Annotated in this window: 17 protein-coding genes and 1 riboswitch; of the genes, 11 read left to right on the top strand and 6 right to left on the bottom strand. The window is 61.5% G+C overall.

The window, feature by feature from the left end:
• Positions 1–2: 2 nt before the first annotated feature.
• Entirely contained in the window at positions 3–1,280 is a 1,278-nt protein-coding gene (waaA, locus tag GH769_RS27420; RefSeq protein WP_020301640.1) for a lipid IV(A) 3-deoxy-D-manno-octulosonic acid transferase, read from the top strand.
• 103 nt (positions 1,281–1,383) lie between these two features.
• On the opposite strand, the gene GH769_RS27425 is transcribed toward waaA, so the two are convergent.
• Positions 1,384–2,823: a TolC family outer membrane protein gene (locus GH769_RS27425; protein WP_014716646.1), complete on the bottom strand. Its 1,440-nt coding sequence runs from the start codon at positions 2,821–2,823 to the stop codon at positions 1,384–1,386.
• 196 nt (positions 2,824–3,019) lie between these two features.
• Positions 3,020–3,124: riboswitch (TPP riboswitch) on the top strand.
• Positions 3,125–3,273: 149 nt separating this feature from the next.
• Here GH769_RS27425 and thiC point away from each other — a divergent pair.
• Positions 3,274–5,163, top strand: coding sequence for a phosphomethylpyrimidine synthase ThiC (gene thiC / locus GH769_RS27430; protein WP_014716647.1), 1,890 nt, complete (start codon positions 3,274–3,276; stop codon positions 5,161–5,163).
• Between the two features lie 167 nt (positions 5,164–5,330).
• On the opposite strand, the gene GH769_RS27435 is transcribed toward thiC, so the two are convergent.
• Positions 5,331–6,077, bottom strand: coding sequence for an RsiV family protein (locus GH769_RS27435; RefSeq protein WP_020301639.1), 747 nt, complete (start codon positions 6,075–6,077; stop codon positions 5,331–5,333).
• Positions 6,078–6,270: 193 nt separating this feature from the next.
• Between GH769_RS27435 and GH769_RS27440 the strand changes: the two genes are divergently transcribed.
• From GH769_RS27440 to GH769_RS27475, 8 genes are all read left to right on the top strand, one after another.
• Positions 6,271–6,888, top strand: a complete 618-nt coding sequence (locus GH769_RS27440; RefSeq protein WP_014716649.1) for an NUDIX domain-containing protein — start codon at positions 6,271–6,273, stop codon at positions 6,886–6,888.
• Positions 6,879–7,328 (top strand): DUF1249 domain-containing protein, encoded by a 450-nt coding sequence (locus GH769_RS27445; protein ID WP_003188022.1) that lies wholly within the window; start codon positions 6,879–6,881, stop codon positions 7,326–7,328. Before GH769_RS27440 ends, GH769_RS27445 begins: the two co-directional genes overlap by 10 nt.
• A 97-nt stretch (positions 7,329–7,425) precedes the next feature.
• Positions 7,426–8,238 (top strand): 3',5'-cyclic-AMP phosphodiesterase, encoded by an 813-nt coding sequence (gene cpdA, locus GH769_RS27450; RefSeq protein WP_020301638.1) that lies wholly within the window; start codon positions 7,426–7,428, stop codon positions 8,236–8,238.
• Positions 8,239–8,416: 178 nt separating this feature from the next.
• Entirely contained in the window at positions 8,417–9,025 is a 609-nt protein-coding gene (locus GH769_RS27455) for a YqiA/YcfP family alpha/beta fold hydrolase (RefSeq protein ID WP_014716651.1), read from the top strand.
• Positions 9,026–9,071: 46 nt separating this feature from the next.
• Complete coding sequence (gene parE / locus GH769_RS27460; RefSeq protein WP_003188026.1) at positions 9,072–10,976, top strand: DNA topoisomerase IV subunit B; 1,905 nt, start codon at positions 9,072–9,074, stop codon at positions 10,974–10,976.
• The gene (locus GH769_RS27465) at positions 10,976–11,971 is read left to right on the top strand and encodes an esterase-like activity of phytase family protein (protein ID WP_020301637.1); all 996 of its coding nucleotides are present in this window, start codon (positions 10,976–10,978) and stop codon (positions 11,969–11,971) included. Before parE ends, GH769_RS27465 begins: the two co-directional genes overlap by 1 nt.
• A 70-nt stretch (positions 11,972–12,041) precedes the next feature.
• Positions 12,042–14,306: a DNA topoisomerase IV subunit A gene (gene parC, locus GH769_RS27470; RefSeq protein WP_020301636.1), complete on the top strand. Its 2,265-nt coding sequence runs from the start codon at positions 12,042–12,044 to the stop codon at positions 14,304–14,306.
• 173 nt (positions 14,307–14,479) lie between these two features.
• A complete protein-coding gene (locus GH769_RS27475) occupies positions 14,480–15,193 on the top strand; it encodes a membrane integrity-associated transporter subunit PqiC (protein WP_032873461.1) in 714 nt (237 codons plus the stop codon).
• A 219-nt stretch (positions 15,194–15,412) separates the two neighbouring features.
• Here the strand turns inward: GH769_RS27475 and GH769_RS27480 are convergent, their stop codons facing one another.
• Positions 15,413–16,945 carry a HAMP domain-containing protein gene (locus GH769_RS27480; RefSeq protein ID WP_014716655.1) on the bottom strand — a complete coding sequence of 511 codons (1,533 nt, stop codon included), beginning with the start codon at positions 16,943–16,945 and terminating at the stop codon, positions 15,413–15,415.
• 133 nt (positions 16,946–17,078) lie between these two features.
• Between GH769_RS27480 and serB the strand changes: the two genes are divergently transcribed.
• Complete coding sequence (gene serB / locus GH769_RS27485) at positions 17,079–18,293, top strand: phosphoserine phosphatase SerB (protein WP_003188034.1); 1,215 nt, start codon at positions 17,079–17,081, stop codon at positions 18,291–18,293.
• 134 nt (positions 18,294–18,427) lie between these two features.
• Here the strand turns inward: serB and asd are convergent, their stop codons facing one another.
• From asd to GH769_RS27500, 3 genes are read right to left on the bottom strand one after another with little or no spacing between them, the layout of a single operon-like run.
• The gene (gene asd, locus GH769_RS27490; protein ID WP_153649948.1) at positions 18,428–19,288 is read right to left on the bottom strand and encodes an archaetidylserine decarboxylase; all 861 of its coding nucleotides are present in this window, start codon (positions 19,286–19,288) and stop codon (positions 18,428–18,430) included.
• A gap of 15 nt (positions 19,289–19,303) precedes the next feature.
• The gene (locus tag GH769_RS27495; protein ID WP_032904051.1) at positions 19,304–20,119 is read right to left on the bottom strand and encodes a rhodanese-like domain-containing protein; all 816 of its coding nucleotides are present in this window, start codon (positions 20,117–20,119) and stop codon (positions 19,304–19,306) included.
• Between the two features lie 57 nt (positions 20,120–20,176).
• Positions 20,177–21,712 (bottom strand): HDOD domain-containing protein, encoded by a 1,536-nt coding sequence (locus tag GH769_RS27500; RefSeq protein ID WP_032904050.1) that lies wholly within the window; start codon positions 21,710–21,712, stop codon positions 20,177–20,179.
• Positions 21,713–21,872: the final 160 nt, after the last annotated feature.

The following is a 21,872-nucleotide window of genomic DNA, read 5'->3' on the forward strand; positions in this document are numbered from 1 at the left end:
CCATGAATAGAACTCTCTACAGCTGTCTGTTTTACCTGGCGCTGCCGTTGGTGGCTTTACGCTTGTGGTTGCGTGCGCGCAAAGCGCCGGCCTATGCCAAGCGGGTGGGCGAGCGGTTTTCCTATGGCTTTCCGGTGATGCGGCCCGGCGGGATCTGGGTGCACGCGGTGTCGGTCGGCGAAAGCATTGCCGCCGCCCCGATGGTTCGCGGCTTGTTGGAGCGTTATCCACAGCTGCCGATTACCGTCACCTGCATGACGCCCACCGGTTCCGAGCGGATCCAGGCGTTGTTCGCCAACGAACCCCGCATCCAGCACTGCTATTTGCCGTACGACTTACCGTGCGCCGCCAAGCGTTTTTTGAACCGCGTCCAGCCCACGCTGGCGGTGATCATGGAAACCGAGCTGTGGCCCAACCATATCCACGCCTGTGCCCAGCGCGGTATCCCGGTGGCGCTGGCCAATGCGCGGTTGTCGGCGCGCTCGGCCAAGGGGTACGCGCGATTTGCCAAGCTGACGGCGCCGATGCTGGCAGAAATGAGCCTGTTCGCCGTACAGACCGAGACCGAGGCCGAACGCTTGCGCAGCCTGGGTGCACGTCCTGAAACCGTGGAAGTGACCGGCTCGATCAAGTTCGACCTGAGCATCGACCCGCAGTTGACGGCCCGCGCCGCTGCCCTGCGTGAACAATGGGGCGCCAGCGAGCGTCCGGTCTGGATCGCCGCCAGTACCCACGAAGGTGAAGATGACGTGGTGCTGGCCGCTCATCGCCAGTTGCTGGCGAACTATCCCAATGCACTGCTGATTCTGGTGCCCCGTCATCAGGAGCGCTTTGGCCCTACGTTTGAGCGCTGCGTGCAGCAAGGGTTTGCCACCGTGCGTCGCTCCAGCGGCGAGCCGGTTACCGAGCACACCTCGGTGCTGCTCGGCGACACCATGGGCGAATTGCTGTTTCTTTACGCCCTGGCCGACAGCGCATTCGTCGGCGGCAGCCTGGTGCCGACCGGCGGGCACAACCCGCTGGAACCGGCGGCGCTGGGTAAACCGGTGATCATGGGCCCGCATGTCTTCAATTTCCTCGACATCACCGCGATGATGCGCGACGCCGGGGCGTTGCGAGAGGTGGACGATGCCGATGGGCTGGCCGAAGCGGTGCGACAGTTGTTTGAGTTGCCCCAGGACGCACGCAAGATGGCGCAGGCGGGGCTCAAGGTGATGCAGGCCAATCAGGGCGCGCTCAAGCGTTTACTGGACGGTTTGGACAAACTGATCAAACACTGACAACACCAACCCAATGTGGGAGCTGGCTTGCCTGCGATAGCATCACCTCGGTGTACCTGATGTACCGAGGTGTCTGCATCGCAGGCAAGCCAGCTCCCACATTTTAATAGCCGGGGCGGGCCTTGAGCTGTTCGGCAGCGGCTTTGGCCAGGTCCGGCGGCAGGAAGTCTTTGTCCGGGTTGTAGTCAGCCTTGAGATAGCGCGCCAGATCTTGCAAATCCCCCGGGTTGAGCGTGCCGGCCGCCTGCTTCAAGCGCAGGTTGTCGAGGATGTAATCGTAGCGGCTGTTGTTGTAGTTGCGCACCGACGCGTACAGCTGGCGCTGTGAGTCCAGCACGTCGACGATGTTGCGCGTGCCCACCTGATAGCCGATTTCCGTGGCTTCCACCGCGCTCTGGTTGGAGATGATCGACTGGCGGCGCGCTTGCACCTGCTCCACATCGGTGTTGACTGCACGGTGCAGATTGCGGGTGTTTTCCACCACTTGGCGGCGCAGGCCTTCACGTTGTTGCTCGGTCTGGTCGAGGCGCGAATAGGATTCGCGCACTTGCGAGCTGGTAAGGCCGCCGCTATAGATCGGGATGTTCAAGCGCAGGCCGACGGTGCGTTGCGACACATCGCCACCGTACGGGATGGGCAACTGATTCGGGTTGCTGAAACCCAGGGCGTCGTTGTCGCCTTTTTCGTATTGCGCAACCGCATCGAGGGTCGGCAAGTGGCCGGCCTTGCGCTGCCGAAGGGTTTCTTCGGCGGCGGTTACCGCGTAATTGCTGGCGAGCAGGTTGAGATTCTGGCGCCCGGCGGTTTCGACCCAGGCCTTGGCGTCGTTCGGCGCCGGCGGCAGCACCGGCAGCGTATGAACGATGCCCTGGATCGAATTGTATTGGCGGTTGGTCAGGGTGATCAGCGCTTCGAAAGCGTCGTCCACCTGACGCTGGGCCAGGATGCGGTTGGCCCGGGCAGTGTCGTAGCTGGCCTGGGATTGCAGCACATCGGTCTTGTCCGACAGGCCCACATCGAAGCGTTCGTTGGACTGGTCGAGCTGGCGCTTGAAGGCATTTTCTTCGGCTTTGGTCGACGCCAGGTTGTCCTGGGCACGCAGCACGGCGAAGTAGCTCTCGGCACTTTGCAAAATCAGGTTCTGCTCGGAGGCCGACAGTTGCAGCGAGGCTTGCTCGTTGACCGCTTGGGCGGCTTGCAGCTGGAACCAGCGGTCGGCGCGAAACAGCGGCTGGCTCAGGGTGGCGCGCCAGGAGTGGGCGTCACGGTTGGCCGTGGCGGCCGGTTGATCGATCTGGGTGCGCACGTTATTGCTGTCGGCACCGGCCGACAGATTCGGCAGCAAACCTGCGCGGGCCTGGGGCACCACTTCTTTTTGCGCGCCGTACTGCGCACGGGCAGCGGCCAGGTCGGCGTTGTTGTGCGCCGCTTCCTGATAGACGCTGACCAGGTCGGTATTGGCGGACAAGGGCGCTTCAGCTGCCCAGACCAGTCCGTTGGTCGCACAAGACACGGCAACAGCCAGTGAGAGTTTGCGCAGCATGAGGCGATCCCTAATTTTAATATTACGACTATAATTTAGCGCTCAAGGCTAAGGCTGGCCATTCCTGGCGTCAAGCCTTGAAGCAGTGCCCGAGTGTAGTGGCCGGACCTGCGCACAACAATCCCACGATCGCGCCATTCATCACGCTGAATGCACCGCTATTGGCAATTTGCCCACGCCATGGTCTAGACTGGCCGCGTTCTTGTCGGGGTGCCTTGTTGGAAGGCTGAGATCGGTAATACCGGATCCCGTTGAACCTGATCAGGTTAGCGCCTGCGTAGGGAACAAGATTTCTCGTCACCCGGCGAGTCCTCTTGTGCTTCGTCCGGGATGTTGTTCGACAATCGAACAGCCCTCGTGCGCCAAGCACAGCACTGGTTACAGTGCGTCCGTCCGTCACAGGTTCGCTCCGACAAAAATCCACCGCCTGGATAAGTTGGAGAGCCCGTGATGAGTACAAAACTAAAAAATACCGTGCACCTGAGTGAATCGGCCAAGGTCGACTCCGGCTCCGTGCAGCCGTTTACCCGCTCGCAGAAAATCTACGTGCAGGGCTCCCGCCCGGATATTCGCGTGCCGATGCGCGAGATCAGCCTGGACGTCACGCCCACCGATTTCGGCGGCGAAATCAACGCGCCGGTTACCGTCTACGACACCTCAGGCCCCTACACCGACCCGAATGTGATTATCGACGTGCGCAAAGGCCTGGCCGACGTGCGCTCGCCGTGGATCGAAGTACGCGACGACACCGAGCGCCTGCCCGGTCTCACATCGCACTTCGGCCAGCAGCGCTTGAGCGACGCCGAACTGACTGCCCTGCGTTTTGCCCATGTAAAGAACCCGCGCCGCGCCAAGGCCGGTGCCAACGTCACGCAAATGCATTACGCGCGCAAAGGCATCATCACGGCCGAGATGGAATACGTCGCCATCCGCGAAAACATGAAGCTTGAAGAGGCCCGTGCCAGTGGCTTGCTGGATCAGCAGCACGCCGGCCACAGCTTCGGCGCCAGCGTGCCGAAAATCATCACGCCTGAATTCGTACGCGAAGAAATCGCCCGGGGCCGCGCGATCATCCCGGCCAACATCAACCACACCGAGCTGGAACCGATGATCATCGGCCGTAACTTCCTGGTGAAGATCAACGGCAACATTGGCAACAGCGCCCTGGGTTCGTCCATCGAAGAGGAAGTGGCGAAGCTCACCTGGGGCATTCGCTGGGGCTCGGACACGGTGATGGACCTGTCCACCGGTAAACACATCCACGAAACCCGCGAGTGGATCATCCGCAACTCGCCAGTGCCAATCGGGACCGTGCCGATCTACCAGGCCCTGGAAAAAGTCGGGGGCGCCGCCGAAGACCTGACCTGGGAGCTGTTCCGCGACACCTTGATCGAACAGGCCGAGCAGGGCGTCGACTACTTCACCATCCACGCTGGGGTATTGCTGCGGTATGTGCCGCTGACTGCCAAGCGCGTGACCGGCATCGTCTCCCGTGGTGGTTCGATCATGGCCAAGTGGTGCCTGGCCCACCACAAAGAGAACTTCACCTACACGCATTTCGACGAAATCTGCGAAATCATGAAGGCCTATGACGTCAGCTTCTCCCTTGGCGATGGCTTGCGCCCGGGTTCGATTGCCGATGCCAACGACGCCGCGCAATTCGGCGAACTGGAAACCCTGGGCGAACTGACCAAGACCGCCTGGAAGCACGACGTGCAAACCATGATCGAAGGCCCCGGCCATGTGCCGATGCAGTTGATCAAGGAGAACATGGACAAGCAACTGGAGTGCTGCGACGAGGCGCCGTTCTACACCCTAGGCCCGCTGACCACCGACATTGCGCCCGGCTATGATCACATCACTTCGGGTATCGGCGCGGCAATGATCGGCTGGTTCGGTTGTGCCATGCTCTGCTACGTCACGCCCAAGGAGCACCTGGGCTTGCCGAACAAGGATGACGTGAAGACCGGGATCATTACCTACAAGATCGCGGCCCACGCGGCCGACCTCGCCAAAGGCCACCCCGGCGCGCAGATTCGCGATAACGCCTTGAGCAAGGCGCGCTTCGAGTTCCGCTGGGAAGACCAGTTCAACCTCGGCCTGGACCCGGATACCGCACGTTCATATCACGATGAAACCTTGCCGAAGGATTCGGCCAAGGTCGCGCATTTCTGTTCGATGTGCGGGCCTAAGTTCTGTTCGATGAAAATCACCCAGGAAGTGCGTGAGTACGCGGCCAACCAGCGCATCGATGCGGTGGATGTGGATGTGGCCAAGGGCTTGGCCGAGCAGGCTGAGCGGTTCAAGCAGGAAGGTAGCCAGCTCTACAAGAAGGTCTGATCCATAGGCGGCGGTGCCTGCACCGCCGTCATCGCGGGCAAGCCCGGCTCCCACAGTTGGCCTAAGTGGACACAGATTTTGTGTTCACAGCCGGTCCCCTGTGGGAGTCGGGCTTGCCCGCGATAGCGATCCGACAAACACCCACTCTCCCCTGCAATAACAACCGATCAGCGGCGTGCCGGCATCAGCTCAGGCTTGATCACGCCGGTGAGGCGCGTATAGGGCAGGGTGATTTCGATCAGCCCCTGTGCGTAAGGGGCGATGGTGCTGACGTTGTACTTGAGCACCACGCCGCCGCTGGTCAGGGCCACGTTCGGGGTTTTCTGAAACGGCCAGCTCTTCACGAACTCCGGATCGCGATCCATCTTGGTGCTGATCAACCAGCTGTTGTGGGCAACTTTAGCGGTATTCCAGAACGCCTGCTCCTGGCCGGGCAGCAGCATGTCGGCCAGGGTCAGTTCCTTATGCAGAATCCGTGAATAGTTGATAAACCCGCGGCCTGGCTCGCCGTGGGCGACGCCGGTGTCCAGGTAGCTGGACACTTCAACGATCACCAGTCCGTCATGCTGGTCACGTACCTTGGCTTGCAAGTACATGCCGTGGCGGTCAGGCGACTCACGCAGGAAGGTGTTCCGGTAGGCGGTCAGGCTCGCCGGTACGCTGGCGCCAGGCGTGGCGCGGGTCATTTGCAGCAAACGCTGTTCCACCAGGCTGTCGAGTTGTGGCTCGGTGGGGAAATGCACGGTGTCGATATTCACCAGCGGGCAGGCCGGGCTATCACAGCCGGGCTTGATCTGCTCCGATTTGTCGGTAGTAACGTCCAGCGGCTTGAGATAGGCAGGTTGGAACAGGCTCTGGCAAGCACCCAGGGTCAAGGCAATACAGGCCACGGAGGCGATTTTTAAAAGCGACATGTGTGTCCTTCGTAAATCGATGGAAAGCGAAAAGAGTAGCGCTTGGACTGCCAACGTGGCCGCCAGTTCGCCACTAAACTGATTGCAGTGAGTTTGACGCTCGCCGCCTCTCCCGGCAACCGCAAAGGGGCTGCATCAACGGGCGTCGTCGCGTTAGGATGGCGCCCATTGCACGAGCTTAACGAGGGACACCATGACGGACATCGCGAAGTCGACGCCGAACAAAATCGAGATTGTTCAGCGTGACAATGCCTATAAAGGCTTCTACAAGCTCGATCGCCTGCAACTGCGCCACGAAAAATTCGACGGCGGCATGAGTCGGGTGATCAACCGCGAGGTGTTCGTGCGTCATGACGCCGTATGCGTGCTGCCCTACGACCCGCTGCGCGATGAGGTGGTGCTGATCGAACAGTTCCGCGTCGGCGCCATGGGCCGCGCCGATAACCCCTGGCTGGTGGAGATGGTCGCCGGCCTGATTGACAAGGATGAGCAACCCGAGGAGGTTGCACACCGCGAGGCCGAGGAGGAAGCTGGGCTGACATTCTCCGCGCTGTGGCCGATCACCAAGTATTTCCCATCGCCGGGCGGCAGTACCGAATTTGTCCACCTGTACCTGGGCCGTTGCGACAGCTCGGGCGCGGGTGGCGTCCATGGATTGGAAGAAGAAGCAGAAGATATCCGCGTCACCGCCTGGGCATTCGAAGATGCCTTGCAGGCGGTGCGCGACGGCAAGATTTCCAACGCAGCCAGCATTATCGCCCTGCAATGGCTTGCGCTTAATCGCGCGGAAGTGAGGGGGTTATGGCAGTAAAGGCACGGGAACGTTATCGAGTAGACCTGATCGGGCTGCAAGCGGCCTGCGAGGCCAACTATGCGCGGCTGATGCGCCTGCTCCCGGACATGCGCCACGCCCCCCAGGCGCGGCGCATTGCTGTCACCCATGGCGACCAGATGCTCGGCGTGCTGACCCTGGAAGTCATTCTCACCTGCCCGTACACCACCACCCTGCGGGTGCGCCAGGAACACAGCCTGCCGTGGTTGCCGGTGCCGCAACTGGAAGTACAGGTCTACCACGACGCCCGTATGGCCGAAGTGATCAGCGCCGAGCACGCACGACGCTTTCGCAGCATCTATCCTTACCCGAATGTGTTCATGCACCAGCCCGATGAGAAAGCACAGCTCAATGTGTTCCTCGGTGAATGGCTCAGCCACTGCCTGGCCTTGGGCCATGAGTTTGAAGTGGTGCGGTAGAGGTGAACTGCGTCTGCTTCCTTGGGTTTCCTCTTTGTGTCCTGCCCCAGCATAATCGCGCCAAATGTCCATTCCTGTAGTTGCCAGGGAGAGCGCCTTGCCGAGCGTATCCGCCGTGAATCCTGATGCCGTGTTGCTGGTGCAGTTGTCCGACAGCCATCTGTTTGCCGACGCTGACGCCACGCTGCTGGGCATGAACACCCGTGAAAGCCTGCAGCGGGTGGTCGAGCTGGTGCGTGCGCAACAGCCGGCCATCGACCTGATACTGGCGACCGGCGACTTGTCCCAGGACGGCACGCTGGCGTCCTATCAACAGTTTCGCGATTTGACCGCTCCCCTTGGCGCCCCGGCGCGCTGGATTCCCGGCAACCACGACGAACCGCAGGTCATGGCCCAGGCTGCCATGCACAGTGATTTGCTCGAACCGGTGGTGGATATTGGCAACTGGCGTATCACCCTGCTGGATTCGGCGGTACCCGGGTCGGTGCCGGGTTACTTGCAAGACGAGCAACTGCAACGGCTGGCGCAGGCCTTGAGCGAAGCGCCGGACCGCCATCACCTGGTGTGTTTCCACCATCATCCGGTGCCCATCGGCTGTGCATGGATGGAGCCGATTGGCCTGCGCAACCCCGAGGCGCTGTTTGCCGTGCTTGAGCGCTTCCCGCAGACCAAGGCATTGCTTTGGGGCCATGTGCATCAGGAAATCGACGGCAACCGCAACGGTGTGCGACTGCTGGCTTCGCCGTCCACCTGTATCCAGTTTGCGCCAGGGAGTGAGGATTTCCAGGTCAGCGAGCAGGCACCGGGTTATCGCTGGTTGCGCTTGCATGGCGACGGACGGTTGGAAACGGGGGTGGAGCGGGTCAAAGGCTTCGCTTTTACGGTCGATTACGGCAGCAACGGCTATTAAGGCCTGCAAACACTGATCAAAAGGTGGGAGCTGGCTTGCCTGCCATGACGGTGTACCTGGCGCTGACTCGTTGACTCAATCGCCGCCATCGCAGGCAAGCCAGCTCCCACATTGGGTCCGCTTCTGCCTGCATTCCCTGTAAACTGCGCCTCTTTGGCCCCAGCACGGAGAGCCCGGCATGTCCGCTTCGATCCTGTATATCCACGGCTTCAACAGTGCGCCGGCTTCCAATAAGGCCAGCCAGTTGACCACCGTGATGGGCACCCTCGGCCTGTCCGACCAGTTACGCGTACCGGCGCTGCATCACCACCCTCGTCAGGCAATTCTTCAATTGGAGCAAGCGATTGCGCAACTGGGCCGGCCACTGCTGGTCGGCAGCTCACTCGGCGGCTACTATGCAACCCATCTTGCCGAACGCCATGGCCTCAAGGCGTTGCTGGTCAACCCGGCGGTCAGTCCCCATCGGATGTTCGACGGTTACCTGGGCACCCAGAAGAACCTCTACACCGATGAGACCTGGGAGTTGACACAGGACCACGTCACGGCCTTGGCCGAGCTGGAAGTACCGGCGCCCCAGGATGCCGCGCGTTATCAGGTGTGGTTGCAGACCGGGGACGAAACCCTGGATTATCGCCTGGCCCAACAGTATTACCGGGCCTGCGCCTTGCGCATCCAGGCCGGTGGCGACCATGGTTACCAGGGGTTCGCCCAGCAATTGCCGGCACTGTTGTGCTTTGCCGGCATTGGCGCAGATCAGTTTCAATCCTTCGATTTTTCGTCACTGTAGAAAATCGCAGGTCACTTTTTAATCGAACGACTCACGACGAGACCCCATGGCCACTCCCAGCGCTAGCTCTTATAACGCCGACGCCATCGAAGTCCTCTCGGGCCTCGACCCGGTGCGCAAACGCCCCGGCATGTACACCGACACCAGTCGGCCGAACCACCTTGCCCAGGAAGTCATCGACAACAGCGTCGACGAAGCCTTGGCCGGGCACGCCAAGTCGGTGCAAGTCATCCTTCACGCCGACCATTCCCTGGAAGTGTCCGACGACGGTCGTGGCATGCCGGTGGACATTCACCCCGAAGAGGGTGTGCCGGGCGTGGAGCTGATCCTTACCAAGCTGCATGCCGGCGGCAAGTTCTCCAACAAGAACTACCAGTTCTCCGGCGGTTTGCACGGCGTGGGTATTTCCGTGGTCAACGCGCTGTCGACCCTGGTGCGGGTCAAGGTCAAGCGCGATGGCAACGAGTACCAGATGACTTTCGCCGATGGCTACAAAGCCACCGACCTGGAAGTGATCGGCACCGTGGGCAAGCGCAACACCGGCACCAGCGTGTACTTTGCGCCGGACCCCAAGTATTTCGATTCGCCCAAATTCTCCATCAGCCGCCTCAAGCACGTGCTCAAGGCCAAGGCCGTGCTGTGCCCGGGGCTGCTGGTCAGCTTTGAAGACAAAGGCACCGGCGAGAAGGTCGAATGGCACTACGAAGACGGCCTGCGTTCCTACCTGGAAGACTCGGTCAGCGACTTCGAACGCCTGCCAAACGAGCCGTTCTGCGGCAGCCTGTCGGGTAATAAAGAAGCGGTGGACTGGGCGCTGCTGTGGTTGCCCGAAGGTGGCGACAGCGTGCAGGAAAGCTACGTCAACCTGATCCCCACGGCCCAGGGCGGCACCCACGTCAACGGTTTGCGCCAAGGCTTGCTGGATGCCATGCGTGAGTTCTGCGAATACCGCAGCCTGTTGCCGCGCGGCGTCAAACTGGCGCCGGAAGACGTGTGGGAGCGCATCGCGTTCGTGCTGTCGATGAAGATGCAGGAACCGCAATTCTCCGGGCAGACCAAGGAGCGCCTGTCGTCCCGCGAGGCAGCGGCGTTTGTCTCTGGCGTGGTCAAGGACGCCTTCAGCCTGTGGCTCAACGAGCATCCGGAACTGGGCCTGGCCCTGGCGGAGCTGGCGATCAACAACGCCGGCCGGCGCTTGAAGGCGAGCAAAAAGGTCGAGCGCAAGCGCATCACCCAGGGCCCGGCACTGCCGGGCAAACTGGCCGATTGCGCCGGGCAAGACCCGATGCGTTCCGAGCTGTTCCTGGTGGAAGGTGACTCCGCCGGCGGTTCCGCCAAGCAAGCGCGGGACAAGGAGTTCCAGGCGATCCTGCCGTTGCGCGGCAAGATCCTCAACACCTGGGAAGTCGATGGCAGCGAAGTGCTCGCCAGCCAGGAAGTGCATAACATCGCGGTCGCCATCGGCGTCGATCCGGGCGCGGCAGACATGAGCCAGTTGCGCTACGGCAAGATCTGCATCCTCGCCGACGCCGACTCTGACGGCCTGCACATTGCTACCTTGCTGTGCGCGTTGTTCGTCCAGCATTTCCGCCCGTTGGTGGATGCCGGTCACGTCTACGTCGCCATGCCGCCGCTGTACCGCATCGACCTGGGCAAGGAGATTTTCTACGCCCTGGACGAAGCCGAGCGCGATGGCATCCTTGACCGCCTGGTGGCCGAGAAGAAACGCGGCAAGCCACAGGTCACGCGATTCAAGGGCCTGGGTGAAATGAACCCGCCGCAACTGCGCGAAACCACCATGGACCCGAACACCCGGCGCCTGGTGCAGTTGACCCTGGAAGACTTCGCCGCCACCTCGGAAATGATGGACATGCTGCTGGCGAAGAAACGCGCTGGCGACCGCAAGACCTGGCTTGAATCCAAAGGCAACCTGGCCGAGGTTCTGGGCTGATGCGCACAGGCGTCGCCCTGGCGATCCTGATGTTGAGCGGGCTGGCGGTCACCCAGGTGGCCGCAGCCAGCGTGGCAGAGCTCAAACTGGTCTCGGAACACCCGGTTGACGGCATGCGCGGTGGGAACCTGTCGGGCCTGGCGTTGTGTGGCAACGAGCTGTGGACGGTTTCGGACCGCGATGACGACCAGATCTACCGCCTGGATACCCGTGCGCCGACCTGGAGCGCGCAAGCGCTGACGATCGACGTGCCGCCCGTGCCCGAGTCCGGCCTGCCTTGGGGCTTGCGTTCGCGCACCAAGGCAGCTTCGTTCATACGTGGTGGTGACCTGGACTTTGAAGGCATCAGTTGTGATGCCGCAGGCAACCGCTACATTGTCAGCGAAGCCCATGCCGCGGTGTTGCAGGTACCCGCAACGGGCGCACCCGAGTGGTTGAAAATCGCGCCGGGCATGGTGCGTGAAGCCAGGGCCAGTGGCATGTTGCTGCACTTTAATGCCTTGTTCGAAGGCCTGGCGGTAAACCCTGAAGGCAATCAGATCTGGCTGGCTGCCGAGCGCGAACGCCGTGGCCTGGTCTCGATCAAGCGTGGGCAGAGCGTATGGGATTGCGATGGCCGTTGTGTATTGTTGAGCGAGGCCGGCCAGGAAGTGCAACCGGCGCAGTTCCCCAACGCCAAGGCCGTGTCCAAGGACTTTGCTGACCTGTCGCTGTTCAACGGCAAGCTGTTTACCCTGGAGCGCAATGCGTTCCAGATCTGCCGGCGCGACCCGCTCACGGCCAAGGTTGAGCTGTGCTGGTCGTTTGCCGACGAAGCCCTGACGCCGCAGCGACGTTACCCACAGTCGTATGGCCTGGCTGAAGCCCTGTTGGTGGATGCCGACGGTGCCTGGGTCGGGATCGACAACAATTTCGGCCCGCGTGCCGATGGTGAAAAGCGTCCGATGGTCTATCGTTTTGCCGCTCCGGATGGTGGCTGGAGTGCCCAGCCATGAGTCGAGATTTTTTTGAATTGAATCAGCGCAGTGGCAGTTCCGCTGCGCCTTACCCCATGATGAGGCCCGCATGAGTGACATCCTCGCAGACAGCTTAGATGGCGTAGAACGCCGGTCGCTGGCTGAATTCACCGAAAATGCCTACCTCAACTACTCCATGTACGTGATCATGGACCGTGCCTTGCCGCATATCGGCGACGGCCTGAAGCCCGTGCAACGGCGCATCATCTACGCCATGAGTGAGTTGGGCCTGGACGCCGATTCCAAGCACAAGAAATCGGCGCGTACCGTCGGTGACGTGCTGGGTAAATTCCACCCCCACGGTGATTCGGCGTGCTATGAAGCCATGGTGCTGATGGCCCAGCCGTTCAGCTACCGCTATACCCTGGTGGACGGCCAGGGTAACTGGGGTGCACCGGATGACCCCAAATCCTTCGCCGCCATGCGTTACACCGAGGCGCGGCTGTCGCGTTATTCCGAAGTGCTGCTCAGCGAGCTGGGCCAGGGCACTGCCGACTGGGGGCCGAACTTTGACGGCACCCTCGACGAACCCCTGGTGTTGCCGGCGCGTTTGCCGAATATCCTGCTCAACGGCACCACCGGTATTGCGGTCGGCATGGCCACCGACGTGCCGCCGCACAACCTGCGCGAAGTCGCCACTGCCTGCGTGCGCTTGCTGGATGAGCCCAAAGCTACGGTCGAGCAGCTCTGCGAGCATATCCAGGGCCCGGATTACCCGACCGAAGCAGAAATCATCACGCCGCGCGCGGACCTGCTGAAGATGTACGAAACGGGCAAGGGCTCGGTGCGTATGCGCGCGGTGTACCACATCGAGGACGGCGACATTATTGTGACCGCGCTGCCGCACCAGGTATCGGGTGCCAAGGTGCTGGAGCAGATCGCCGCGTTGATGCAGGCCAAGCCGTCGAAATTGCCACAAGTGGCCGACCTGCGTGACGAGTCCGACCATGAGAACCCATGCCGCATCGTGATCATCCCGACCAACAGCCGGGTGGATCATGAAGTGCTGATGCAGCACTTGTTTGCCAGCACCGACCTGGAGTCCAGCTACCGGGTCAACGTCAATATCATCGGCCTGGACGGCAAGCCCCAGTTGAAGAACCTGCGCAATCTGCTGGTGGAATGGCTGGAATTCCGCGTGCAGACCGTGCGTCGCCGCCTGCAATTTCGCCTCGACAAGGTCGAGCGCCGCTTGCACCTGTTGGACGGCTTGCTGATCGCCTACCTCAACCTGGATGAAGTGATCCATATCATCCGTACCGCCGAGCATCCGAAGGCCGAGCTGATCGCGCGTTTCGAGCTGAGCGAAATCCAGGCGGACTACATTCTTGACACCCGCTTGCGCCAGTTGGCACGCCTGGAAGAAATGAAGCTGCGCGACGAGCAGGATGCACTGCTCAAGGAACAAGCCAAGCTGCAAGCCCTGCTGGGCAGCGAAGCCAAGCTCAAGAAGCTGGTGCGCAGCGAACTGATCAAAGACGCCGAAACCTATGGCGATGACCGTCGCTCGCCTATCGTCGAGCGCGCTGAAGCCAAGGCGCTGACCGAAACCGAGCTGTTGCCCAACGAGAAAATTACCGTCGTTCTGTCGGAAAAGGGTTGGGTTCGCTCCGCCAAAGGGCATGATATTGACGCCACCGGCCTTTCGTACAAAGCCGGTGATGGCTTCAAGACCGCTGCCGCCGGGCGTTCCAATCAATTCGCGGTGTTTATCGACTCGACCGGGCGCAGTTATTCGGTGCCGGCCCACACCCTGCCGTCTGCACGGGGGCAGGGCGAGCCGTTGACCGGGCGCCTCACGCCGCCACCGGGGGCGAATTTCGAGTGCGTGCTGTTGCCGGACGATGATTCGCTGTATGTCATCGCCTCCGACGCCGGTTACGGTTTCGTGGTCAAGGGTGAAGACCTGCAGGCCAAGAACAAGGCGGGCAAGGCGCTGTTGAGCCTGCCGAACAATGCCAAGGTGATCCTGCCAAGGCCGGTGGAGGATCGGGAGAGTAACTGGCTGGCGTCGGTGACCACCGAAGGGCGCTTGCTGGTGTTCAAGATCAGCGACTTGCCGCAGCTGGGCAAGGGTAAAGGCAACAAGATCATCGGGATTCCCGGTGACCGGGTGGCCAGTCGCGAGGAGTATGTGACTGACATCGCCGTGGTCCCGGAAGGTTCTACCCTGGTGCTCCAGGCCGGCAAGCGCACGTTGTCATTGCGCCCTGACGACCTTGAACACTACAAGGGTGAGCGTGGCCGGCGAGGTAACAAACTGCCACGAGGCTTCCAGCGAGTGGATGCCTTGCTGGTCGAAACGCCGGTTTAAGCGGTACTAGAGGCCTCGATCTACGATTTAACGCGTAGATCGATGCTTTCGCGCTGGAGTCATGGCGCATATTCACGGATGATATGGCCTTTCCAGCGCCGGCGTGGCCGAGCGTGTTCAGGTTATTTTTAGTATTACATTGTGGTTCGCCTTGTGGCAGCCACTTGGATGGGATGATGACTGCTCCACGCCTTCCTCTATTTTTGATGCTCGCTGGCCTTTTGGGGTTGGCGGGTTGCAGCACACATCAACCGGTGTCGCTGTACCAGCTGGACAGCGGAAGTCCGGCTCAGCCAGCCCAAACCGCTGGCATGGCCGTATTGCTGGGGCCGGTAGTGGTTGCCGATTACCTGCAACGCGAAACCCTGCTTCAACGTCAGAACGACGGCAGCCTGCAAGGTTCCACAGATGGTCGTTGGGCCGGTAGCCTGTCGTCGGATATCAACCAGTTGATGTTGCGTCAGGTCGCCGGCCAGCTGGACAGCCAGCGTGTGGTCCTGGCACCGGGACCCTCCGGGTTCACCCCGGATGTACAGGTGTTGCTGACCATTACGCGGCTGGATTCCGGCAAGTCGCAACCGGCGATCCTGGATGCACAGTGGCGCCTGATCGACCGTCGCGGGCAGGTGCGGGACAACCGCATTGTGCATCTGCAGGAAGAGCACGCCGGCACCACTGCGTCCCAGGTCCAGGCCCAGGGTGTGCTGTTGCAGCACTTGGCACAGCAGTTGTCGGTGGCGCTCAAACCATTGGCCAACCAGCCGCCGATTGCCGAAGCGCAACCGCGTAAGCAGGCCCCCGCCCAGGCCAAGCCTGCGGCCCCGGAAAAACCGAAGATGCCGATGGCCACGCCGATTCGTACGGACTTGGAAGTGTTCAGATTCTGATCTGAATGGCGCACAAACAAAAGGCCCGCTGAATAAGCGGGCCTTTTTGTTGGGCTGCGATTTAAGCTGCACCACAACCCAAATGGGGGGGCTTGTGTGTGAGCGGGCTTGCTCGAGAATCAGGTGTGTCAGGGGCGCATCAGCTGACTGACACGCCGCCTTCGCGAGCAAGCCCGCTCCCACATAAGCCCAGCTCCACAGTAGGTATAACGCTATGCCTCAGGGCTTACGGGTCTCATGCATCCGCGCCAACTGACGCTCCAGCATCGACGGATACGGCTCCATCAACCGCTCCACACAACTGGCCCCTTCAGGGCTGGCAATCGGGCGGATACGTGCGCGTTGGCGGATCAGCGTGTCCTCACTGATCTTGCGCTCCACCAGCAGCAGGTTACGGCTGTGCTGGGACAAGGCCAGGGCATCCTGGGCGATTTCGGTCAGCAGCAGGTCGATCTGGCTGATGCCAAACAGGTCGTCACCCACGGTTAGACCCAGCTGCAGTTGCAGGGTAATGCCGCTGTCGGCTACTTCGATCTGCAGGGCATGGCCCAGGGCGCGCAACAGCTCGCCGCAGCAGATGGCATTGGTCAGGTAGTCCTCGCCGCTGTCTTCGCTGTGGAACAGCATCAGCGTGCTGCCATCGTTCAGGGTGTGCAGTTCGCTCTGGTAGAGCGAAGCGGCCTGGTCGAGGCAGTCACGGTAGCGTTCGAGCAGTTCGGTCAGGCGGGCGCGGGGCAGGCGGCGCAGTTGCTCCTGGGCACCCAGTTGCACGGCGAGTACAGCACTGTGCTGTGGCTCGGCGTTCTTGACCGCAACCGGTTTGGGCGCAGCGACTGGGGCGGCTGCCGAGGTGTCGCGCAGGTCGGCGAACGGGTCTTCGTCGTCCAGCTCGTCTTCCTCGGCCTTGATCACATGGCGCGGCGCAGGCTTGAGGCCGGCCACCGGGGCGCTTTCGTCGAAGCCTGGGTCGCGCAGGTCGCGCACTTCAAACTCAGGCTCGTCGTTGTAGTCCTCGGTGTCGTCGTACTCAGGCTCGGGCTCGACTTCAGGCGCTTTCGGCTCCGGGGCAAAGCTGGTGTGGAGCTGGCGCGCGAGGTCGCCGATTTCGTCCTGGCGATCGGTGGCCGGGGTGTGTTCGTCGATATCCCGCAGCCAGATGCGCAGTTGCATCAACGGCGTGGAGATATGCCGACCAAGGCGCAGGCTCAAGGCCAGGGCCAAGGCCAGCAGGATCGCGCTCAGGATGCCCATGCTTTGCAGGCTGATGGTCATCGGCTGCTGGAACTGTTGCATATCAAGGCTGATACGCAGTTGGCCGGCCTTCACGTCCTGGAACGTGATATTGCTCTGATACAGGCCCTCGGCCTCACCGAGCAGGCCGTTTTTCGGGCGCTGCCCGGCCTCGGCCATGATCCGGTTGTCCACGCTATAGATGGCGGCGTGGGCCACCAGCGGGTTCTTGGTCAGGTTGTTGAGCAATACGTTGAGGCTGAGGATGTCGTTGGACACCAGCAACTCAGTCGCCGAAGTGGCAGTCTGGGTTGTCAGGCTCGCGCCCAGGGCGTCAGCTTGCTCGTGCATGGCCTGCTTGAACTGCAAACCCATCACGCAGGCGTAGATCACCAGGGCCAGAGCGACCAGGATCACGTTATGGCTGGCGATGCGCAATGCAATCGGTACACGGCGATGGCGCAGTGCCCGGAAGATCAGCAGGAAGAAGTTATCGGTTTTTACTGGCGTGGGCCGGTTCACTTGCGCTCGGCTCTTGGTCCGTGAAGTTGACGCGCAGTATAGCGACAGGCCCCTGGCCGGCAAAGCGCTGCCTGTGCCCGATGGTCACTGAAAGTGGGTAGAATGCGGTTTTTTTCCAGCCTGGGGGTGCGCTTTGCGCGAAATTGTCCTGATCAACATCACGGGTGAAGACCGACCGGGTCTCACCGCAGCCATTACCGGCGTCCTGGCCCAGGGTGGTGTGAACATTCTCGACATCGGCCAGGCAGTGATCCACGACACCTTGTCGTTCGGCATCCTGGTGGAGATCCCCAGCACCGAGCAGGCCTCCTCGGTACTCAAGGACATCCTGTTTACGGCGTATAAGCTCGATCAACAGGTACGTTTCACCCCGGTGTCCGAAGCTGACTACCAGCACTGGGTCGAAGGCCAGGGTAAAAAGCGCCATATCGTCACCCTGTTGACCCGCAAGGTAACGGCTGAGCAGCTGCAGCGCGTCAGTTCGATCACCGCGCAATACGGATTGAATATCGACCATATTGACCGTCTGTCGGGTCGCATGCCATTGGACACCCCGGCTGACAAAGGCAAGGGCTGCATCGAGTTCTCCGTGCGCGGTGAACCGGCTGACGCGCAAGCGCTGCGCGCCGACTTCCTGAGCGTGGCCCAGGAACTGAATGTCGATATCGCCTTCCAGGAAGACTCCCTGTTCCGTCGCAACCGCCGCTTGGCGGTGTTCGACATGGACTCCACCTTGATCGAAGCCGAAGTCATCGATGAGCTGGCCAAGGCGGCCGGTGTGGGCGAGCAAGTTTCTGAGATTACCGAGCGCGCGATGGCCGGCGAGCTGGATTTTCGTGCCAGCTTCAAGGAGCGTCTGGCGCTGCTCAAGGGCCTGGACGTGGGCGTGTTGGACTCGATCGGCGCGTCGCTGCGCCTGACTGAAGGCGCCGAAACCCTGTTCGCCGAACTCAAGCGACTGGGCTACAAGACCGCCATCCTGTCCGGCGGCTTCACGTACTTCGCCAAGCAGTTGCAGGCCAAGCTGGGCATTGACTATGTATTCGCCAACGAGCTGGAAGTGGTGGATGGCAAAGTGACTGGCGTCGCGGTGGAGCCGATTGTCGACGCCCAGCGCAAGGCCGACCTGCTCAAGGAATTGGCCCATAAGGAAGGCTTGCGCCTGGAGCAGACCATTGCGGTCGGCGACGGCGCCAATGACTTGCCGATGCTGGCGATTGCCGGGTTGGGCGTGGCCTTTCGCGCCAAACCGTTGGTCAAGCAGTCAGCCAAGCAGGCGATTTCGACCTTGGGGTTGGATGGCGTGTTGTATCTGCTGGGCTTGCGTGACCGCGACGGTCAACTATAAGCCGATCTCACTGTCACTGATCGTTCCCACGCTCCGCGTGGGAACGCCTCCAGTGACGCTCTGCGTCACGCTTTGGGCGCAGAGCGCCTCGGGCTGCATTCCCACGCGGAGCGTGGGAACGATCAACTGCAATATCAGGCTTTAGCGGCGGCGATACCCTGGCCCATCTGCACCGGCGTACCCGCTGCCAGTTCTTCAGCCCACTTCACCTGGTCCGGCCCGAACAGCACGATGGCAGTGGAGCCCAGTTTGAAACGACCCAGTTCCGCACCCTTGTCCAGATGAATCGGCGCGCGGGCCGCTTCGTCGTAGCGGAAGGTTTTCAGCTCGCGTTTCGGCGGCGTTACCAAACCGGCCCACACGGTTTCAATCGACGCAACGATCATCGCGCCTACCAACACCACGGCCATCGGGCCGCGTTCGGTGTCGAACAAGCAGACAACGCGCTCGTTACGGGCGAACAGTTCCGGCACGTTTTCGGCGGTGGTCTGGTTGACCGAGAAAATCCGCCCTGGCACATACACCATCTCGAGCAGGGTACCGGCCAGTGGCATGTGCACCCGGTGGTAGTCCTTGGGCGACAGGTAAATTGTCGCGAACTCGCCGCCCATGAACGGCGCAGCCATTGCGGCATCGCCACCGAGCAGTTCCAGCACGCTGAAGCTGTGGCCCTTGGCCTGGAAGATACGGCCATGTTCGATCGGGCCTAGCTGGCTGACCGCGCCATCGGCGGGGCTCAGGACTGCGCCAGGGGTTGGATCCAACGGGCGGGCGCCGTCTTTCAACGCACGGGTGAAGAAGGCGTTGAAGTGCTCGTAGGCGGTCAGGTCTTCCACCAGGGCCTGGGACATGTCCACCTGGTAGCGCTTAGCGAACCAGGCAGTGAAGGAGTTCTTGAACCAGCGCACGCGGCACTCGGCGATACAACCGGCCAGGCGCGACAGCAAGTGGTGCGGCAGCAAGTACTGGCTGAGGATAAACAACTGCTTTTTCATAACTGTCCTTAAACCTTAAATCTCAACGGGGGTGTCGGGGTGGTTGCCCCATTCGCCCCAGGAACCGGCATAACCTTTGACTCGCGGATAACCGAGCGCCTTGGCCACCAGGTAGGTGAAGCCAGAGCGGTGGTGAGTCTGGCAGTGGGTGATGATTTCTTTGTCTTTGGTCAGCCCGAGGTCTTCGAGGATTTGCGGCATGTCACGGCGGATACGCAGGTTGCGCGTCTTGTCCATGCCGGCAGTCCATTCGAAGTTCACCGCGCCGGGAATGTGGCCGCCCTTGGCTGCGAGCACTTTCTCGCCGGAATACTCCAGCGGGCCACGAGCGTCCCAGATCCCCAGGTCGGCCGCGCCGAGGCGGCTTTGCAGGTATTCGCGGGTGGCTGTGGGGCCGTCGTGCAGCGTAAGGCTGACCGGGCCGCCGGCTGCTGCGGGCACATCGGTGGAAAGCGGGTGCCCTTCCTCCAGCCAAGCCAGCAGGCCGCCGTCGAGGTAGTGATATTTCTGGTGGCCGATCACGTCGAGCATCCAGATAAAACGCCCGGCCCAACCGCCGCCTTCGTCGTCGTAGACCACATAGGTGGCGTCCGGGGTGTGGCCCAGTTCGCCGAACAGTTTTTCCAGGTCGGCCTTGCTTGGTAGCAGGCCGGGTGCCGGTGGCTGTCCCAGTTGGGTGCGCTTGGGGTCAACGAAATGCGCGCCGGGGATATGCCCTTCGGCGTAGCGGGCGACACTGGTGAGGTCTACCAGTATCAAGTGCTTGGAATCGAGGCGACCCAACAGGTCGGCGGATTCGATCACCAGCGGCAAGCCAGAGAAGTCAGGCATGTGAGGTCTCCTGGGCACAAATGTTGGCGATAAAGGCCGGTGATTGTAGCGCAAGCATCAGGCGCTGCGGTTGGTAAAGCTGTGCAGGGCTTTCTCGATGCATTGGGCGGTTTTGCCGAACGCCTGCACGGTGGTTTCCGAGAACGGCCCGCCGCCCTGGTCCGCCACGATCAGCATGACCACACGGCCGTTGCAGCTCAGTGAGCGCAGCAGCAGATGCTCGCCAATAAACAGACGACGCAGGATCGGTGGCAGCAATGCGGAAAACTGCGCATGGTTGTCGGGGGTCAGGCGTACCTGGGCGGACTTTTCCAGCAGGCGTTGCAGCAGTGTGCTGTTCACCACATCCAGGCTCAGGTGAGCCGCGTCCTTGGGCAGGCCGTCGGCCTGGTGTACACGCAAGGTGCTCAAGGCGCGATCTGCCATAAATATCAGTACCCGCTGCATGCCACTGGCGACCAAGGCTTCCTTGGCGCAAGTGGTCAGGTGCATGGCGTTGGCAAAGCGGCTCGGCTCCACCAGCAACTCGGTGCAGCGCGTGCGCCACACGGCCAAGGCTTCGGCCGTGGGCGGTGGTGCAGGCAGCAAGCCGCGATGGACTTTCTGCACATGCCACGGCCAGATCAGCGACAGCGCCGGGTGCCAGAGGTCGGGCATCAAGGTGGTACGCGCGCTGGTCACCGCTTGCTGGTGGGCTTGCTGTTGCACATCGCTCAATGGCGTTTGCAGGTACAGCGCCGTCAGGTATTGCCAGCGCTCTGTGTGCGGGCAGGTCCAGGATTCCTGGGCCGACATCGCCAGGCCATTGGCCAGCAATACGGTATTGGCCGGCTGGTTCAGCCAGCGTCGCAGGTTGGGCTCGGCATCGAGCAATTGCTGGTGACGCAGGGCATCGTCTTGACGGGCAATGTGCAGCGCCTTGACCAGCAGGCGTTGCTCGGCCAACAGCAACTTGTAGCCCTGTGAAACCCAGATCGGCAGGTGCCAGGCTTCGGTCAGGCCCAGGCACAGGTCGAGCAAGCGCACGCCGAACAGCTGTTGCTCGACCTGGCGTGCCGATTGGCCTTTATGGATCACCCGCAACTCCCACTCTTCCAAAAGCTTGGGGTAGGCGACGGCCATCGGCCACAGTGGCGACAAAAACAGCAGGCTGCCCCAGTGGATGTCCTGCCACAACCGCGCCAGGCGACTGCCGAACAAACCGTTAGCTTGCTGGGATGCGTGCTGGCTGATCAGCAACAGCTGACGCAAGGCCACGGGGATTTCCCGGGCGGGTACCGAAGGCAGGCGCGCCAACAGCTCTTCGGCACGTTTGAGGCCAAGACGGTTAAGTGCGACTTCAAGGTTTTCCGCAGGTTCGGCCAGGCTGCCGTGGGCTTGGCTGTTGGCTTCGCGCATCACACTCAGCACCAGGGCCGGACTGTTTTGCATCAACTCAGCAATATCTCGCAATGAACTGCGGCTATCGCGAATAGCTTTGCACACGCGTTCGTGGCTGGCCTGGGGCACGGGCAGCAGCACGTCGTCCAGGCACTTGATCCAAGCGGCGAGGGTATTGGGGCGGTTTGTTGGGGTTGTCGTTTCAATTGCCATGATTGGGGCGCGATCATCACTTGCGTTCAACACGCCCGGAACGGGCCGAATTGGCTTTTCGCCTTAACGGGCTATAGTCTGGCGCAGTTTTGCCGATAAGTAGAACAAGAGTTTTCTGCTGCACCCAATATGTCCATGAACCCGACGGCGCAAGTACCCC

Origin of the sequence: Pseudomonas sp. CFSAN084952 (assembly GCF_009648855.1) — a bacterium.
Taxonomy (GTDB): domain Bacteria; phylum Pseudomonadota; class Gammaproteobacteria; order Pseudomonadales; family Pseudomonadaceae; genus Aquipseudomonas; species Aquipseudomonas paracarnis.

Bases quoted from the DNA above. Each gene is read 5' to 3' on its own strand.
- waaA (WP_020301640.1), top strand. From the start codon at position 3: ATGAATAGAACTCTCTACAGCTGTCTGTTTTACCTGGCGCTGCCGTTG.
- GH769_RS27425 (WP_014716646.1), bottom strand. From the start codon at position 2,823: ATGCTGCGCAAACTCTCACTGGCTGTTGCCGTGTCTTGTGCGACCAAC.
- thiC (WP_014716647.1), top strand. From the start codon at position 3,274: ATGAGTACAAAACTAAAAAATACCGTGCACCTGAGTGAATCGGCCAAG.
- GH769_RS27435 (WP_020301639.1), bottom strand. From the start codon at position 6,077: ATGTCGCTTTTAAAAATCGCCTCCGTGGCCTGTATTGCCTTGACCCTG.
- GH769_RS27440 (WP_014716649.1), top strand. From the start codon at position 6,271: ATGACGGACATCGCGAAGTCGACGCCGAACAAAATCGAGATTGTTCAG.
- GH769_RS27445 (WP_003188022.1), top strand. From the start codon at position 6,879: ATGGCAGTAAAGGCACGGGAACGTTATCGAGTAGACCTGATCGGGCTG.
- GH769_RS27455 (WP_014716651.1), top strand. From the start codon at position 8,417: ATGTCCGCTTCGATCCTGTATATCCACGGCTTCAACAGTGCGCCGGCT.
- parE (WP_003188026.1), top strand. From the start codon at position 9,072: ATGGCCACTCCCAGCGCTAGCTCTTATAACGCCGACGCCATCGAAGTC.
- GH769_RS27465 (WP_020301637.1), top strand. From the start codon at position 10,976: ATGCGCACAGGCGTCGCCCTGGCGATCCTGATGTTGAGCGGGCTGGCG.
- parC (WP_020301636.1), top strand. From the start codon at position 12,042: ATGAGTGACATCCTCGCAGACAGCTTAGATGGCGTAGAACGCCGGTCG.
- GH769_RS27475 (WP_032873461.1), top strand. From the start codon at position 14,480: ATGATGACTGCTCCACGCCTTCCTCTATTTTTGATGCTCGCTGGCCTT.
- asd (WP_153649948.1), bottom strand. From the start codon at position 19,288: ATGAAAAAGCAGTTGTTTATCCTCAGCCAGTACTTGCTGCCGCACCAC.
- GH769_RS27495 (WP_032904051.1), bottom strand. From the start codon at position 20,119: ATGCCTGACTTCTCTGGCTTGCCGCTGGTGATCGAATCCGCCGACCTG.
- GH769_RS27500 (WP_032904050.1), bottom strand. From the start codon at position 21,712: ATGGCAATTGAAACGACAACCCCAACAAACCGCCCCAATACCCTCGCC.